The sequence below is a fragment of the Ruegeria sp. CDSC025 genome (genome assembly GCF_059610805.1).
Genome location: NZ_JBXWOJ010000001.1, coordinates 454933 through 470650 on the forward strand (window position 1 = coordinate 454933; position 15718 = coordinate 470650).

Sequence of the window (15718 nt, forward strand, 5' to 3'; positions counted from 1 at the left end):
CATCATGTTGGCACTGATCGCGGGAACAGGTGTGTTGCCGGACGAAGTGGTTTCCTGTCTGGCTGAACGGCCCTTGATCTGTGCGATGGAAGGCTTTGCCCCGGATACTCTGTCTGCCGACATCGTTTTCCCGCTGGAACAGCTTGGATCATTCATCGCAGATCTCAAAACCCGTGGCGTAACTGAAATCTGTATGGCCGGAGCGGTTCAACGTCCCGCCGTTGACCCGTCGCGCATTGATGCCGCGACGATGCCGTTGGTGCCTATTTTGGTGCAGGCGATTCAATCCGGCGATGACGGCGCATTACGGGCTGTCATTGGGATATTCGAAAACTCAGGCCTGAGTGTCCGTGCCGCGCATGAGATTGCGCCTGAACTGCTGCCTCCGCTTGGATGCCTGACCGAGGCACAGCCCTCAGATGCGGATCGGGCAGATGCGGATCGGGCATCCGGTATCCTGCGTGCCATGGGGGCAGCTGATATCGGCCAGGCCTGTGCAGTTTCCAAAGGGCAGGCTTTGGCGATCGAAGGGATTTTTGGCACCGCATGGATGCTCGAGTCTCTGACTCAACGGCCTGATGCGGGTGGTGGGGTGCTTTTCAAGGGTCCAAAGCCCGATCAGGACTTTCGCGCGGATCTGCCAGCTATTGGACCTGAAACCATTTCCAGCGCCGTCGCAGCTGGTTTGTCCGGGATCGTGATCGAAAAGGGCGGGGTGCTTGTATTGCAGCGACAACGTGTAATTGCTGAGTGCGATCGCCTGGGTTTGTTCCTTTATGTGCGTGAGCGAACCAACTGATGCGGGTGTTTCTGGTCGCCGGCGAACCTTCGGGCGATCGATTGGGCGGCGCGTTGATGGAAGGGCTACGTGCCCTTGTCCCAGATGTTACATTCGACGGGGTCGGCGGACCATTGATGCAGGCCCAGGGTCTGAACAGCCGCTTTCCGATGTCCGAATTGTCAGTGATGGGCCTGATCGAAGTATTGCCAAAATTCTTTCACCTCAAGCGCCGGATATCTGAGACAGCGCAGGCCGTGCTGGACACCAAACCTGACGTATTGATCACCATCGACAGTCCGGACTTCTCGTTGCGCGTTGCCAAGCTGGTCAAAGCGGCAAGCGATACTCGAACCGTCCACTATGTGGCCCCCAGCGTTTGGGCGTGGCGACCGGGGCGTGCGGATAAGATGGCCAAGGTCATCGACCATGTGCTGGCGTTGCTTCCGTTTGAGCCGCCCTATATGGAACGCGCCGGGATGGAATGCGATTTTGTTGGCCATCCGGTTGCAAGCGAACCCATCGCCTCAGATCGCGATATCCAGGAGTTTCGCGCCGCCTATGATCTTGGGGATGCTCCGCTGGTTCTTGCCTTGCCGGGGTCGCGCAAGGGTGAGGTTGACCGTCTGGCCCCTGTATTTGGTCAGGCCCTGGGGCAATTCCTAGCCGACCGGCCGGGTACGCGGGTTATTGTTCCGGCGGTTGCACATATGGTCGAGGCCGTAACCGAACATCTGCAGACATGGCCAGGCAATCCCGTCGTGATCAACCCGCGCAATGTTCCGACCGAAGAGGCGGTTCAGCAGAAACGCGCAGCTTTTGCCGCAGCGGACCTTGCTCTGGCGGCATCGGGTACCGTGTCGCTTGAACTTGCAGCCCAAGCAACACCCATGGTGATTGCCTACCGCCTCAGCTGGCTGACCCAGAAACTGGCAGTACGTATGGTCAATCTGGACACGGTTACATTGGTCAATCTTGTCTCGGAAACGCGTTCCATCCCGGAATGCCTGCTGGATGACTGCCTGCCGGACAAGATTGCCGTAGCGCTACGAGAGGTCGCCCTGAAACCTGACGCGCAGCGCAGCGCGATGGATCTGACAATGGAACGCCTGGGCCGTGGCGGCGACGCCCCTGGTTTCAGAGCTGCAAAGGCCGTGTTGGCCAGAATGCCGTCCTGATGGCCGAGTTCATCCTCTTTGGTTTTTCGGCCTTTCTGGCATTGATACTGACCAATCTGGATAATCTTGCCGCCTTGGTGGCGCTGATCTTGGTGTCAGGGGACAAGCGGGCCGTCTTTGGCTTTCTGTTCGCACAGGGCTTGGTGATTTCGGCGTCCTTGCTGTTCGCCATGGGGATCGAGGGCGTGATACCGGGCTGGGCCGGGTATCTGGGGATGATCCCGCTGACACTGGGCTGTCTGGCCGCCATCCGCCAATGGCGCGGGCAGGGCGCCGATACACCGGCGCATCTCGAAGCCGGAGCGTCAATTTTGGTGACAACCTTACTGTTTACCAGCCTGTCGATGGACACTTTGGCCGTTCTGGCGCCGTTATTGGCGGATTCAACGCTAGGCTTTCGGATCGCCGGAGCCTTCGGCGCAGGGCTTGCCGTGGTAGGATTGGCCACGCTGGCGCTGCTGGGCGCCAAATCTCCGCTCATCAGTGGTCGCATCGCGCGCAAGCTTGAGATGCTTGTTCCTTACGTGATGATCTGCGCTGGTCTTTATATTCTCAGCAACTCGTGGACCGACGCAGTTTAGTATCCGCGCCAAATCCAACCGCCGCCGAAGATGCGGCTGCCTTCGGATGCATAGAAGACACAGGCCTGACCGGGCGACACACCTTCTTCCGGGGTCAGCAACTCGACCTCGGCCGTGGTTTCCGAAAGTGGGCGGATGATGGCCTCACGCGGGGGTCGGGTCGAGCGAACCTTGACCAGGACGTGCCATTCATCGCGTGACGTAAACGGCTCATCGCCCAGCCAGTTGATTTCACGCACCGGAATGGTGCGGGTGGCCAACATCTCTTTGGGGCCAACCACAACCTGTTTTTTGTCGACATCCAGCTTCACCACGTAAAGCGGATCGCTGAGGCCTCCGATACCAAGCCCGCGGCGCTGACCAATGGTATAGTGGATTACCCCGTTATGCTGGGCCAGCACACGACCATCCGCATGAACGATCTCACCCGGTTCCGCCGCGCCGGGGCGCAGCTTTTCGATTACGCTGGCATAGTTGCCGTTGGGCACGAAACAGATGTCCTGACTGTCGGGCTTGTCGGCAACAGCCAACCCATATTGCGCAGCCATTTCGCGCGTTGCGTCCTTGGAGGGCAGGTGGCCCAGTGGAAAGCGCAGGAAATCCAGCTGTTCCGGGGTCGTCGAGAACAGGAAATAGGATTGATCGCGGTTGGCATCCTCGGCGCTGTGCAATTCCGGCCCGTTGGGGCCTGTCTTGCGCTGAATATAGTGGCCGGTGGCCATGCAATCAGCCTCAAGATCCTTGGCGGTTTCCAGCAGGTCCTTGAATTTCACCCGTTCGTTACAGCGAATGCAGGGAACCGGCGTCGCACCGGCCAGATAGCTGTCGGCGAATTCGTCGATCACGGCGTCCTTGAAGATGTTCTCATAATCCAGAACGTAATGCGGAAACCCGCGTTCCTCGGCCACGCGGCGCGCATCGTGAATGTCGATACCGGCACAGCAGGCCCCCTTTTTGGCCAGCGCAGCACCGTGGTCATACAGCTGCAGGGTGACGCCGATGACGTCATACCCCTGATCCGCCAAATGCGCGGCCACGACCGAGCTGTCCACGCCTCCGGACATGGCAACAACCACCCGCGTTTCAGACGGGGGCTTGGCAAAGCCAAGAGAGTTCAGCGGTGTCTCGGTGTCGAGGGCCATGACGGTTCCAGTACGGGTTAAGAAAGACCGGCAGAATATAGGAAAATTCTAGATACTCTCAAGGGGCGGTTTCACAACACATTAAGTAGCATGGTGTCAGCTTTGTCGCAGCACGAAGAGGACCGAAAGATGTATTTGCACAAAGTAGAGGGGCCCAGGTCGGTAACCCTGCCGGATGGAACGGTTTTATCCCGGGCTGATCTGCCGCCAAAAGAGACAACCCGCTGGGTGGCATCCCGTAAAGCGATTGTAGTCCGTGGCGTTCTATACGGATTGATTACGCTTTCGGAAGCCAAAAACCAATATGGCCTCAGCGATGAAGAATTTAATTCCTGGGTTTCTGCGGTCGCAGAACACGGAACGGACGCATTAAAGGTCACTACGATAAAAAAATATCGACAACCTAAAGGAGAGCGTGAATAAATGATTCAACGGTAACGTCAGATTAACCATTTTTGAGCAGGTTCGATTTTAATTGGTAAATTGAGCTGAATTGGAGCAGTAAATGCGTATACTTCTTGTCGAGGATGATCCAACCACGTCCAAAAGCATCGAACTGATGCTGACACATGCCAATCTGAACGTATATGCGACAGATTTAGGCGAAGAAGGGATCGACCTCGCAAAACTTTACGATTACGACCTGATCCTCCTTGATCTCAACCTTCCGGATATGAACGGGCATGAAGTGCTGCGCCAGTTGCGGGTTGCGCGGGTGGAAACGCCGATCCTGATCCTGTCGGGGGCCGACGATACAGAAAGTAAAATTAAAGGCTTCGGATTTGGTGCTGACGATTATCTGACTAAACCATTCCATAGAGAAGAATTGGTTGCACGTATTCACGCCATTATTCGCCGCTCAAAAGGGCATTCTCAATCCATAATCCACACCGGGCGCGTTGCAGTGAATCTGGATGCGAAAACCGTCGAAGTGGAAGGCAAGGCTGTTCACCTGACCGGCAAAGAATATCAAATGCTCGAACTTCTGAGCCTTCGAAAGGGAACAACCCTGACTAAAGAGATGTTCCTTAACCATCTCTATGGGGGAATGGATGAGCCCGAATTGAAAATCATTGACGTCTTTATCTGCAAATTGCGCAAAAAACTTAGCAATGCCACCGAGGGCGAAAATTATATCGAGACCGTCTGGGGCAGGGGGTATGTGTTGCGCGATCCTCAGAAAAACAGCGTCGATGAACCTCGCATTGCGGTTGGCGCCTAGGCGCGCAAGTTTTTCGTCGCCAAGGGTCCGGGGCGACACCCTCGCTCACTGAACAGCACGTCTGGACCTAGCCATGCCCTCGCCCTATCACTGAACTCCAAGAACATTTGACGGGGCGAGGGCATGAGCAATTCCATTTCAGTATCAGACCTGACGGAAGATCAGGCACGCAATGAATTGGCGCGGCTGGCTGGGCTTTTACATCATGCGAACGCATTGTATCACCAGAAAGACGCCCCCGAGATTTCTGATGCCGACTATGATGCGCTGAAACTCAGAAACTCAGAAATCGAGTCGCGATTTCCGCAACTCAAGCGATCTGACAGCCCATCGGATATCGTTGGTGCCCGCCCCGCCGATGGGTTCTCCAAGATTTCACATGCCGTGCGCATGCTGTCTTTGGGCAACGCTTTTCATGACGAGGACGTCTCTGATTTCGATCGGTCTGTCCGAAAATATCTAGGGTTGGATGACGAGACGGGATTGAGCTATACGGCTGAGCCCAAGATCGACGGTCTCTCCCTTTCGCTTCGGTATGAGAGGGGTAGGCTTGTCCATGCGGCCACACGGGGAGACGGAGAAGTCGGGGAAAATGTTACCGCAAATGCGCTAACCATATCGGATATTCCACAGGCAATCACCGGCGCACCAGACATCCTTGAGGTTCGCGGCGAGGTCTATATGTCTCACGACGACTTTGATCGTCTAAATGAGAGCCAGTCCAAGAAAGGCGAAAAAACCTTCGCCAACCCGCGAAATGCCGCCGCAGGATCCCTTCGTCAGTTGGATTCCGCAATTACCCGTTCTCGTCCCCTCAAGTTTTTTGCTTATGCCTGGGGGGAGCTGTCTGAGCCTCTGGCAAGCACCCAATACGAAGCCATACAGCGCCTGAAGGAATTCGGATTTTCAACCAACCCGCTAACCCGTTTATGCACGGGTACAAAGCAGATTCTGGATCACTATCGCAGCATCGAGCTGCAGCGTGCGACGCTTGGATATGACATTGATGGTGTGGTCTACAAGGTAAACGATCTTGCGCTGCAATCACGGCTTGGGTTCCGGTCCAGCACACCCCGCTGGGCAATTGCGCATAAATTTCCGGCCGAGCTTGCCTGGACCCGTCTTGAAGCGATCGACATTCAGGTTGGCCGCACCGGCGCGCTGAGCCCGGTGGCCAGGCTGCATCCGGTTACAGTCGGCGGTGTGGTCGTGTCGAATGCAACGTTGCACAACGAAGATTACATTTCTGGTAAAGACGCAAAAGGCGGCGAGATACGCGAAGGCAAAGACATTCGGATCGGCGACTGGGTTCAGGTTTATCGCGCCGGCGATGTGATCCCGAAGGTTGCCGATGTCGACATTTCGAAACGCCCGGATGATGCCGAAAAGTTCATCTTCCCGGAAAAATGCCCTGAATGTCACAGCGATGCGATCCGCGAGGAAGGTGACGCGGTCCGTCGCTGTACCGGCGGCGTTATCTGCCCTGCGCAAGCCGTTGAGAAATTGAAGCATTTCGTCTCACGCAAGGCCTTTGATATCGAAGGGTTTGGAGCAAAGCAGATTGAAATGTTCTATGACGATCCCGATCTGCCAGTTCGGACCCCGGCTGATATTTTTACTCTGAAACAACGAGATAGTGCGAACCTGAACAGGCTGGCTAATCGCAAGGGATGGGGGGCGCAGAGCGCCACCAATCTGTGGCAAGCGATTGATGAAAAACGAGTTATTCCACTGGGTCGGTTACTGTTTGCACTGGGCATTCGACATGTCGGCGAGGCAGCGTCGAACCTAATCGCAACGCATTACGGATCATGGGATGAGCTGGAAAAAGCGGTTACCATAGCGCATAGTCAGACCGGGTCAGAATGGGATGAGCTGCTGAACGTTGACGGTGTTGGTGAGGTTATGGCCCGCGCATTGGTTTCAGCCTTCGCCCAACCTGCCGAACGGCAGAGTATCGACGATCTTGTGGCTCAGCTTGATGTCCAAGACGCGAAACGGCCCGATACCTTGGGCAGCCCTGTTGCGGGGAAAACAGTGGTTTTTACGGGAACGCTTGAAAAGATGACCCGCGCCGAAGCCAAAGCACGTGCCGAGGCACTGGGCGCTAAAGTGTCGGGGTCAGTGAGCAAAAAGACCGATCTTTTGGTTGCAGGACCGGGCGCTGGATCAAAGGCGAAAAAGGCGGCTGAGCTTGGGATCGAGACGCTCGACGAAGATGGCTGGTTGCAGCTGATCGACGGCAAATGAGTGGTCGGCCCGAATCTCTGTTCCCGCTGTTTTCGCGGCTGGAAACGCTTGACGGCGTGGGGCCGAAAACGGCTCAGGTCTTGGCGCAGTCAGGTGTCGAGACCCCGCGCGACGTCTTGTTCGGGCTGCCTTATGCGGTGATTGATCGGCGCAGGCGCGATACCATTCAAGGCGTCGATTTGCCCTCGACGCTGACCGTAGAAGTCACCGTTGGCATCCATCGCCCACCTAGAAACAAGGGCGGTGCGTATCGTGTCCATGTTGAAGACAGCCAGGCTGAATTTCAGTTGGTGTTCTTTCATGCCCGCGGCGATTACTTGCAAAAAGTGCTCCCTCAGGGCGCGCGCAGGGTGATCTCTGGCAAGTTAGAGCTGTTCGACGGGATTGCTCAGATGGTCCACCCGGATCACATGCTGCCGCCAGCGGATTCGAAGGATATCCCTGAGTTTGAACCTGTCTATCATTTGACCCAAGGCCTGACCCAGAAAACCGCCTTTAAAGCGGCGCGCAGCGCGGTTGCCCTCGCGCCGGAATTGACGGAATGGATTGACCTCGCGCAGGTCGCTAAAGAGAACTGGCCAGACTGGCTGGGCGCGGTACATGCAGCGCATAACCCCCAGGGTGCGGATGATGTCGCGTCGTTTTCGCCTGCGCGTGAGCGTTTGGCCTATGATGAGCTGTTCGCGCATCAACTGACGTTGGCATTAGCCCGCCAAAGAGAGCGCAGGGTCAAGGGGATCGCCAGCGCTGGTACGGGCAAGCTGCAATCCCGTGTGTTGTCGAACCTGCCATACAAGCCCACCAACGCCCAACAGCGCGCAATTCAAGAGATCGCAGGGGATATGGCCTCCGATACGCGCATGAACAGATTGCTTCAGGGGGATGTTGGGTCCGGCAAGACTCTGGTTGCGTTCATGGCACTGCTGGTCGCGGTCGAGGCGGGCGGGCAGGGCGTCATGATGGCCCCAACCGAGATACTCGCTCAGCAGCATCTGGAAGGGTTGCGCCCCCTCGCCGAAGAGGCGGGCGTGGTTCTGGAAATCCTGACCGGTCGCGACAAGGGGGCGGATCGGCGTGCCAAGCTGTTGGCGCTTCAACGGGGGGATATTCACATTCTGGTGGGCACTCACGCCGTATTTCAAAGCGATGTCGCGTTTCAGGAATTACGGCTGGCAATCGTCGACGAACAGCACCGATTTGGGGTCCGTCAACGCATGGAGCTTTCGGAAAAAGGCAAGGGAGCAGATGTTCTGGTCATGACTGCAACGCCGATCCCACGCAGTCTGGCCCTGACTCAATACGGTGACATGGACGTGTCCGTGCTTGATGAAAAGCCGCCGGGGCGAAAACCTGTCAAAACAGCGGTTGTGAGCACTGAACGGATTCAAGAAGTTGTCTCGCATCTGCAAAAAGCTATTGCTGAGGGCCGCCAATGCTACTGGGTTTGCCCGCTTGTCGATGAATCCGAAGTCTCGGATCTGACCGCTGCCGAGGAACGGTTCAAAAGGCTGCGTGCCATTTTGGGGGACGGGATAGTGGGGCTGGTTCACGGCCAAATGCCGCCCGCCGACAAAGACGCAGCGATGAAGGCATTTCAGCAGGGGCAAACCAAAGTTCTGGTGGCGACCACGGTAATCGAGGTTGGCGTGAATGTTCCAAATGCCTCGATCATGGTTATCGAAAGGGCCGAGATTTTTGGCCTGGCGCAGCTGCATCAGCTTCGCGGTCGTGTTGGGCGAGGCGAGGCAGAATCGACATGTCTGCTGATGTATCAGCCGCCCCTCGGCGAAGGGGGGCGCAAAAGGCTGGAAGTTCTGCGCGAAACCGAAGACGGGTTCAAAATCTCTGAGACAGACCTGCAAATGCGCGGAGCGGGCGATCTGATCGGTACCGCGCAGTCAGGTCTGCCGAAGTTCCGTATCGCCGATTTGGAAAGGCAGGCCGGTTTGATGGCAGTTGCGCAGTCTGACGCAAGGGCTCTGCTGGGCGTGGACGCCAAACTTGAAACGCAAAGGGGCAAGGCGGCTCGTGTTCTTTTGTGGCTGATGAAACAGGATCAGGCAATCCGTTTGATATCAGTTGGTTAGACGAAAACAGGAACATTAGTTCACAAATGTTCTCAAAAAGTTCTTTACCAAGACAGCAAAATATGAGAACAAAAGGTCAACAAAGGATTAAAACCCTGACCGGAGGAACCCATATGCTGACCCAGATCAAGACCACCCTAAATCGTTCCCAGTCGACGCTGCTGCAGGACGCAGCAGGTGCGGTTGCACTGGTGGTCATACTTATGGTCGCACTTCATCTTCCCGGAACGTATTAAGTCTTTCTGCCTGCGATCTCATGCCGATCACGCCGCGCTTGTCATCCCCATTTCAATCAAGGGTGACCTGCCTGTCCCAATACCCTTGAAGGGCCATGCCTCGGCCCCGCGCGGATATCCGGACCCCACATGAGAAACGCATTACCTGCCGCCGCCCTTTCCGCCCGAAAGGTGCGGCGGTTTTTTTTAGAGCTGACCGGTTTTCATAATTTCCAACAACGCCGACAGAACCGAGTTCACTGCGACCGATGCCAGGATCATCCCCATGACACGGCTGATGATGGCGGCGCCTGAATGGCCGATCAGCCGAATGATCGGCTCGGCCAGCAACATCAGGACAAAGGCAATCGCAACAACCGACAGCATGACCAAAGCCGTGATCCCCTGATCAGCAACACTGTACCTGTTGTTATCGGTCAAGATGACGATGGCCAGCATCGCACCTGGTGAGGCAAGCGAGGGGACGGCAAGAGGAAAGATCGCTGGGTTGTGTTTGTGGAGTTCGTCTTTGATGTCGTCCTCGGCAGCGCGCTGCTCGACTTCCTGTTTGGGCTCGCCAAAAATCATGGTCAGCGCGAACAGGAAAAGGATAATGCCGCCAGCGACTTGAAAAGAGTTCAGGCCGATATCCAGCGCCTCGATCAGCAGTTGCCCGAAGACCAGGAAAAACAATAGAATCCCGGCGCTTATAAGCGAGGCCACAAGCGCCATCTTACGGCGTGCGGCGGCCCCAAGCCCTGCGGTAACAGCGATGAAGACCGGGATTGTTCCAATCGGATCAATAACAACCCAAAGCGTGACAAAATGCTCAAGTAAACCGTTCAAAACTGGAATTCCCTTCGTTTATTCCGAAAGGCTATAACGTTTCGCCCGTCAAAACCATGTTTAGGCGCAATTTGCACGTTCCGCCTGTTCAAATGCCTCTGCGGTTGCATCAAGAACCAGCAGGATCGAGGCATGACGGTTCTTATATTCCCGTGCGGGCATCAAAACCTCAAGCCCATCAAATGGGGCCTCGGGTGCCGATCCATCCTTTTTCAGCATCGAGGACAGTTGCTCGCGCGCCTTTTCGACCTGAGCACGCGTTGTGCCGACGATTGCTCCGCCAACGACCGAAGCAGAGGCCTGTCCCAAAGCGCAGGCTTTCACGTCCTGACCGAACTCTGAAATTCTGCCATCCTGAACTTTGACATCAACCGTGATGGTCGACCCGCATAGGGGCGAGCGTTTTTTCACCGTAGCGTCAGCGTCATCAAGCCGGCTTAGATGCGGAATGTCAGCAGCAAGGGCCAGAATTCGGCCAGAGTATAGCTTTATCAGGTCATTCTCGCCGGACATGGCTTTCCCTCGTTGAATGTTCCCAATACATAGTGGCCATCCACCGGGATGCAAAAGGTTTTTGTCATGTCTTCCTCAGTCGCGTTCGATGCATCGAGTTTGAAATTCAACGAGGCCGGGCTGATTCCGGCCATCGCTCAGGACGAAAATACGGGCGAGGTATTAATGATGGCCTGGATGAACCAGAGCGCCATTGAAAAGACGCTTGAAACCAGACGCGTTACCTATTGGTCCCGCTCGCGCCAGTCATTCTGGATCAAGGGCGAAAGCTCGGGCCATGTGCAGGAATTGGTTGATCTCCGCGTGGATTGCGACCGGGATTGCCTGCTTGTCTTTGTGCGCCAGACCGGTCCGGCCTGCCACACCAACCGTCGGTCGTGCTTTTACACAGCGGTCAGAGACGGGGACGAGGTCGAACTCATGGCCCCCATGGCCTGATCGGTCAAAGCCCGACCATCGCCCGAATATCTTCGGGCGTCGCCCCTTCGTCGCGAAACTTGGCAATGGCACGCGCATCGTCGCGTTTAGCCAGCCGTTTGCCGGCCTGATCGCGTATCAGGCGATGATGCAGGTAGATGGGTGTCGGCAAATTCAACAGCGTCTGCAGCAGAACGTGGATACGTGTGGCTTCGAACAGATCCTGACCGCGAACCACATGCGTAACTTTTTGTGCAGCGTCATCCAGAACGACCGACAAGTGATACGACGTGCCCATATCCCGGCGCGACAGAACGACATCCCCAACCGTTTCCAACATCTCTGCCTGTGTGAACCGGACACCGCCGGATTCAGCGCCTGGACCTTCTCCAATCTCTTGAAACCATGCAGTGTTTTTATCGATCTGAAACAGGCTGGATGTTTGTTGCAAAGCTTCGGCCATATCCAATCGCAACGGAATACTAAGCGGGCGTGGTTTACCCGATGAACCCTGTTGTTTCCAACGTGTGCGACACGTCCCCGGATAGATAATCCCGTCCGGACCAAGAAGTGGGGCTCCTTCCTGGGGAGCGCTGGCCGCGTTGGCGATGTCTTTTCGGTTGCAGCTGCACGGGTACAGCAGCCCCCGCGACCACAGATCGTCTAGCGCGGCATCATAGATTGCGGTTCGCGTGGATTGGCACAGCACCGGTTCAGGCCAAGACAGGCCAAGCCAATGCAAATCATCGTAAATCTGGGTTTCCCATGCCGGGCGCGAGCGAGATCGGTCGATGTCCTCGATTCTCAGCAAAAACAGCCCATTATTCGACTTTGCAAAATCATGGGCCAACATCGCCGAATAAGCGTGGCCGAGATGCAGCGGTCCTGTAGGTGATGGTGCAAATCTGGTTACTAAAGTCACACTTTTTCAACAATATAAACGTCAGACTTCATGTCCATTCCCGGAAGGTGCGGGCCATATTCCCGGAACAGCAATCGTGCTGCGCCCATATCCAGCCACTCACTTAGGCGAATGGTATAGCTGTGATCTTCAAGCGTATGATCATTATAAGAAAAAGCTAAAAGACCGTGTGATGGCAATGCGTTTATCAGCATATCCAGTGTCTCTGGCGGTGCGGCGCCGACGCCGATGACTCCGATCGCTGTGATTACTTTATATGCGCCAGCTTGCAGAGGGTTGGGATCTGTGATGTCAAAGCTAATCAGGTTGCGATACATCCCCTTGGCCTTGGCGCCCTCTAACATCTGCGGGGTGGGGTCTATTCCGTCGATGACCTCAAATCCTACCGCGTTCAGCGCGACGCCGGACAGACCGGTACCGCAGCCATAGTCTAGAATTGGGGTATTCGGCTCGGGCAGTTGCGACCAGAGGGCGTGGGCGATACGCCCCGGAGTCGCATAGCCGTTCGATCCAACCTCATCATCATAGGACGAGGCCCATTTCTGATAATGTGCTTTGGTCGCCTGAGGCGAATCCAGCCCATAGACATCCTTTAGGAATTTATCGCTCATACCGATATGTTAGGACGTCGGGGCCGGACCCGTCCAGTCACCAATGCGCCAACCACTTGGTCCATTCTTCCTTGGCCCGGTCAGTATAGGCCTTGTAGCGGTCTTTTCGGCCACGCCGACCGCCTTTTAACCCATCGACAGGACGGAACAGACCGAAATTCACGTTCATTGGCTGGAATGTCTTTGCCTCGGCACCGCCAGTGATGTGGTGGATCAAAGCGCCCATGGCACTGTCCTGCGGAACTTCGGGAACGGTACGGCCCAACATCTCGGCAGCAGCCAGACGTCCGGCCAAAAGACCCATCGCGGCGCTTTCCACATAACCTTCGACACCGGTAATCTGACCAGCGAACCTGATATTGGGCTTTGATTTCAGCCGCATCTGGGAATCCAGCAATGTCGGAGAATTGATGAACGTATTGCGATGAATACCGCCCAGCCGCGCAAAACTGGCATTCTCCAACCCAGGAATCATGCGGAATACATCGGTTTGGGCTCCGTATTTCATCTTGGTCTGAAAACCGACGATATTGAACAATGTTCCCAGGGCGTTATCCCGGCGCAGTTGAACCACCGCGTGAGGCTTTACCTCGGGCTGATGCGGGTTCGTCAGGCCGACCGGCTTCATCGGTCCGTGGCGCAACGTTTCACGACCGCGCTCGGACATAACCTCTATCGGAAGACAGCCATCGAAATAGCCTGCGGTCTCTCCTTCATGGAACTCGGTCTTGTCGGCGGCCAGCAGGGCGTCGATGAAGGCGTCGTACTGTTCTCGGTCCATCGGACAATTCAGGTAAGCGGTGCGTTCTTCTTCGGTCTCACCCTTGTCATACCGAGATTGCATCCAAGCTTTGCTCATGTCGATGCTGTCTGCATATACGATTGGTGCAATGGCATCAAAGAACGCCAACGACTCGGCGCCGGTTTCCGCGCGGATTGCTTCTCCCAATCCAGCAGACGTCAGAGGGCCGGTGGCAAATATCCATTGGCCGTCAGAGGGCAGGGCGGTCACTTCTTCGCCAGTGATTTCGACAAGGGGGTGAGCCTTTAACTTGGCCGTCACAGATTCCGCAAACGGATCGCGATCTACAGCCAATGCGCCCCCGGCCGGCAGTCGGTGTGCATCTGCCGTTTTCAAGATCAAACCTTCGGCCTCGCGCATTTCCCAATGCAGCAGTCCAACGGCGTTCTGTTCGTCATCATCCGACCGGAATGAGTTCGAGCAGACCATCTCGGCCAAGTTGCCGGTCTGATGCGCAAAAGTTCCGACTTTTGGGCGCATTTCGTGAATCACGACCTCGACGCCCATTTCCGCCGCCTGCCAGGCAGCCTCGGACCCGGCCATGCCGCCGCCCACGATATGCAATTTCTGTGTCATAAGCTGCCACATAGGGCACAGAAGATCGCAACGCAACACAGCAGCGATGGCGCACGGGAAATCATGTTTTCAAGGGATTTTTGGGGTCGCCGATGCGGGAATGTCTGCGCCAGTGAGAGAAACCAGCTCGGAGGGACCTTCCGCCCACGGCGACCCAAAAAGTGTTCAAGGACTTAGCCTCGTCTCAGCATTGCCACAGTAACGCCCATTTGAAAAGTCCAAAAATGGCGACATTGCGGAAAAATATGCATGACAAATTCCTTATTGGCTCCAATTTGGATCTCTTTTTCCGATAAATGCAGATATTCCTTCTTCGGTATCCCGATGCATCATATTCTGAGCCATTACCTCGCCGGTATAGGAATAGGCCTGATCCAATGGCATATCCAACTGGCGGTAGAAGGCCTGTTTTCCGACTTTCACGGCAGATCCCAGTTTGGAGGCAAGCTGCTCGGCCAGTGAAACAGCCTCATGCTCCAACAGCATTTCTGGCACCACGCGATTGACAAGACCCAGCTCAGCAGCTCGTGACGCCGGAATGAAATCTCCGGTCGTCAACATCTCGAAGGCGTGTTTGCGTGGAATGTTTCGGCTAAGAGCAACCATTGGAGTCGAACAGAACAGCCCGATATTCACACCGTTTACGCCAAACCGCGTCCCTTCGGCAGCTACAGCAAGATCGCAGGTTGCAACCAACTGGCATCCGGCCGCCGTAGCAATGCCGTGCACCTGGGCAATTACCGGCTGCGGAAGCGACTGAATCGAAAGCATCATTTTCGCACAGCGATTGAATAGGTCCTGGAAATAGGCTTTGCCGCCGTCTTCAGATTGGCGCCCAGCTGTCATCTGTTTCAGATCATGACCCGCACAAAAAGCTTTGCCTTTACCAGAAAGGATCACCGCCCGGATGGAACTGTCTTCGCGCAGAGTATCAAGTTCAGTCTGCAGTGCAGCCAGCATTTCGTCACTTAGGGCGTTGAGTCGGTCTGGCGCATTCATTGTAAGCCTAGCCACGGCGTCTGCGTCATTTCGTTCCAGAATTCCCATCTTGCCCTCCGATCTGATGTGAGGCCAACTCTAGGTCGGCAAATCCAGGAGGGGAAGTATGTCATTGGCAATGAATCGGGAGGAACTGGAGGATTATATGAGCCAAATCTTCCCCCAGGTCAGTCAGGATTATTCGGTCCAGGATCTGACCGAAGAGTCCATCGTCATGAGACTTGCCGTTGGCGATCGTCATTTGCGCCCCGGTGGGACCGTCTCGGGGCCGTCTATGTTTGGATTAGCTGATGTAAGCGTTTACGCACTGATCCTGGCGCGCAGGGGCCAGCAGTCTCTGGCCGTGACAACCGGTTGTTCAATGGACTTCATGCGTAAACCAGATGGAAATGCAGATTTGATTGCGCGCTGCACCTTGCTGAAGCTAGGAAAAACCCTTGCCGTAGGTGACGTTCTAATATTTTCGGAAGGGTCAGACAAACCCGTCGCACGCGCAACGATGACCTATTCTTTACCACCAGAGGGGTCAGCTGCGGCAGCTTTTGGGTGAAAAAATGGCCGGGATAAACCCGGCCAAGG

General features: G+C 55.7%; 17 protein-coding genes. 10 read left to right on the forward strand and 7 right to left on the reverse strand.

Annotated elements, in window-relative coordinates; translation table 11 throughout:
* The first annotated feature begins 4 nt into the window (after positions 1 to 4).
* Genes AC2FH8_RS02260 through AC2FH8_RS02270 form a run of 3 tightly spaced genes read left to right on the forward strand, consistent with a single transcriptional unit; the run spans position 5 to position 2537 of the window.
* Entirely contained in the window at positions 5 to 799 is a 795-nt protein-coding gene (locus AC2FH8_RS02260; protein ID WP_271947045.1) for an LpxI family protein, read from the forward strand.
* Positions 799 to 1956 (forward strand): lipid-A-disaccharide synthase, encoded by a 1158-nt coding sequence (gene lpxB, locus AC2FH8_RS02265; RefSeq protein WP_496688018.1) that lies wholly within the window; start codon positions 799 to 801, stop codon positions 1954 to 1956. Before AC2FH8_RS02260 ends, lpxB begins: the two co-directional genes overlap by 1 nt.
* A complete protein-coding gene (locus AC2FH8_RS02270) occupies positions 1956 to 2537 on the forward strand; it encodes a cadmium resistance transporter (RefSeq protein WP_281994638.1) in 582 nt (193 codons plus the stop codon). The genes lpxB and AC2FH8_RS02270 overlap by 1 nt, the downstream gene beginning before the upstream one ends.
* Here AC2FH8_RS02270 and mnmA read toward each other — a convergent pair.
* Positions 2534 to 3679, reverse strand: coding sequence for a tRNA 2-thiouridine(34) synthase MnmA (gene mnmA, locus AC2FH8_RS02275; RefSeq protein WP_281994637.1), 1146 nt, complete (start codon positions 3677 to 3679; stop codon positions 2534 to 2536). The genes AC2FH8_RS02270 and mnmA overlap by 4 nt on opposite strands.
* 129 nt (positions 3680 to 3808) lie before the next feature.
* Here mnmA and sciP point away from each other — a divergent pair, with 129 nt between their 5' ends.
* The 5 genes from sciP (at position 3809) to AC2FH8_RS02300 (ending at position 9474) form a co-directional block, all read left to right on the forward strand.
* Positions 3809 to 4102 carry a CtrA inhibitor SciP gene (gene sciP / locus AC2FH8_RS02280; RefSeq protein ID WP_281972127.1) on the forward strand — a complete coding sequence of 98 codons (294 nt, stop codon included), beginning with the start codon at positions 3809 to 3811 and terminating at the stop codon, positions 4100 to 4102.
* An 82-nt stretch (positions 4103 to 4184) separates the two neighbouring features.
* Positions 4185 to 4901: a response regulator transcription factor CtrA gene (gene ctrA, locus AC2FH8_RS02285; RefSeq protein WP_496688022.1), complete on the forward strand. Its 717-nt coding sequence runs from the start codon at positions 4185 to 4187 to the stop codon at positions 4899 to 4901.
* 123 nt (positions 4902 to 5024) lie between these two features.
* Entirely contained in the window at positions 5025 to 7151 is a 2127-nt protein-coding gene (gene ligA, locus AC2FH8_RS02290; protein WP_281994635.1) for an NAD-dependent DNA ligase LigA, read from the forward strand.
* On the forward strand, positions 7148 to 9238 hold the full coding sequence (recG, locus tag AC2FH8_RS02295) for an ATP-dependent DNA helicase RecG (protein ID WP_496688026.1): 2091 nt from the start codon (positions 7148 to 7150) through the stop codon (positions 9236 to 9238). The genes ligA and recG overlap by 4 nt, the downstream gene beginning before the upstream one ends.
* Complete coding sequence (locus AC2FH8_RS02300) at positions 9190 to 9474, forward strand: hypothetical protein (protein ID WP_142633888.1); 285 nt, start codon at positions 9190 to 9192, stop codon at positions 9472 to 9474. Before recG ends, AC2FH8_RS02300 begins: the two co-directional genes overlap by 49 nt.
* Before the next feature lie 186 nt (positions 9475 to 9660).
* Here AC2FH8_RS02300 and AC2FH8_RS02305 read toward each other — a convergent pair whose 3' ends face one another.
* Together AC2FH8_RS02305 and AC2FH8_RS02310 are read right to left on the reverse strand one after the other, a co-directional pair.
* On the reverse strand, positions 9661 to 10299 hold the full coding sequence (locus AC2FH8_RS02305; RefSeq protein ID WP_142633886.1) for a MarC family protein: 639 nt from the start codon (positions 10297 to 10299) through the stop codon (positions 9661 to 9663).
* Between the two features lie 60 nt (positions 10300 to 10359).
* Positions 10360 to 10812: an iron-sulfur cluster assembly scaffold protein gene (locus AC2FH8_RS02310; RefSeq protein ID WP_496688030.1), complete on the reverse strand. Its 453-nt coding sequence runs from the start codon at positions 10810 to 10812 to the stop codon at positions 10360 to 10362.
* A 48-nt stretch (positions 10813 to 10860) separates the two neighbouring features.
* Between AC2FH8_RS02310 and hisI the strand changes: the two genes are divergently transcribed.
* Positions 10861 to 11250 (forward strand): phosphoribosyl-AMP cyclohydrolase, encoded by a 390-nt coding sequence (gene hisI, locus AC2FH8_RS02315; protein ID WP_142633882.1) that lies wholly within the window; start codon positions 10861 to 10863, stop codon positions 11248 to 11250.
* Positions 11251 to 11254: 4 nt separating this feature from the next.
* Here the strand turns inward: hisI and gluQRS are convergent, their stop codons facing one another.
* The 4 genes from gluQRS to AC2FH8_RS02335 form a co-directional block, all read right to left on the reverse strand.
* Positions 11255 to 12151 (reverse strand): tRNA glutamyl-Q(34) synthetase GluQRS, encoded by an 897-nt coding sequence (gene gluQRS, locus AC2FH8_RS02320; RefSeq protein WP_496688033.1) that lies wholly within the window; start codon positions 12149 to 12151, stop codon positions 11255 to 11257.
* Positions 12148 to 12762, reverse strand: coding sequence for a class I SAM-dependent DNA methyltransferase (locus AC2FH8_RS02325; RefSeq protein ID WP_496688037.1), 615 nt, complete (start codon positions 12760 to 12762; stop codon positions 12148 to 12150). Before AC2FH8_RS02325 ends, gluQRS begins: the two co-directional genes overlap by 4 nt.
* Before the next feature lie 37 nt (positions 12763 to 12799).
* Positions 12800 to 14140, reverse strand: coding sequence for a methylenetetrahydrofolate--tRNA-(uracil(54)-C(5))-methyltransferase (FADH(2)-oxidizing) TrmFO (trmFO, locus tag AC2FH8_RS02330; protein WP_142633876.1), 1341 nt, complete (start codon positions 14138 to 14140; stop codon positions 12800 to 12802).
* Positions 14141 to 14401: 261 nt separating this feature from the next.
* The gene (locus AC2FH8_RS02335) at positions 14402 to 15187 is read right to left on the reverse strand and encodes an enoyl-CoA hydratase (protein ID WP_142633874.1); all 786 of its coding nucleotides are present in this window, start codon (positions 15185 to 15187) and stop codon (positions 14402 to 14404) included.
* Between the two features lie 58 nt (positions 15188 to 15245).
* On the opposite strand from AC2FH8_RS02335, the gene AC2FH8_RS02340 reads away from it, so the two are divergent.
* Positions 15246 to 15689, forward strand: coding sequence for a PaaI family thioesterase (locus AC2FH8_RS02340; RefSeq protein ID WP_142633872.1), 444 nt, complete (start codon positions 15246 to 15248; stop codon positions 15687 to 15689).
* The last annotated feature ends 29 nt before the right edge of the window (positions 15690 to 15718 follow it).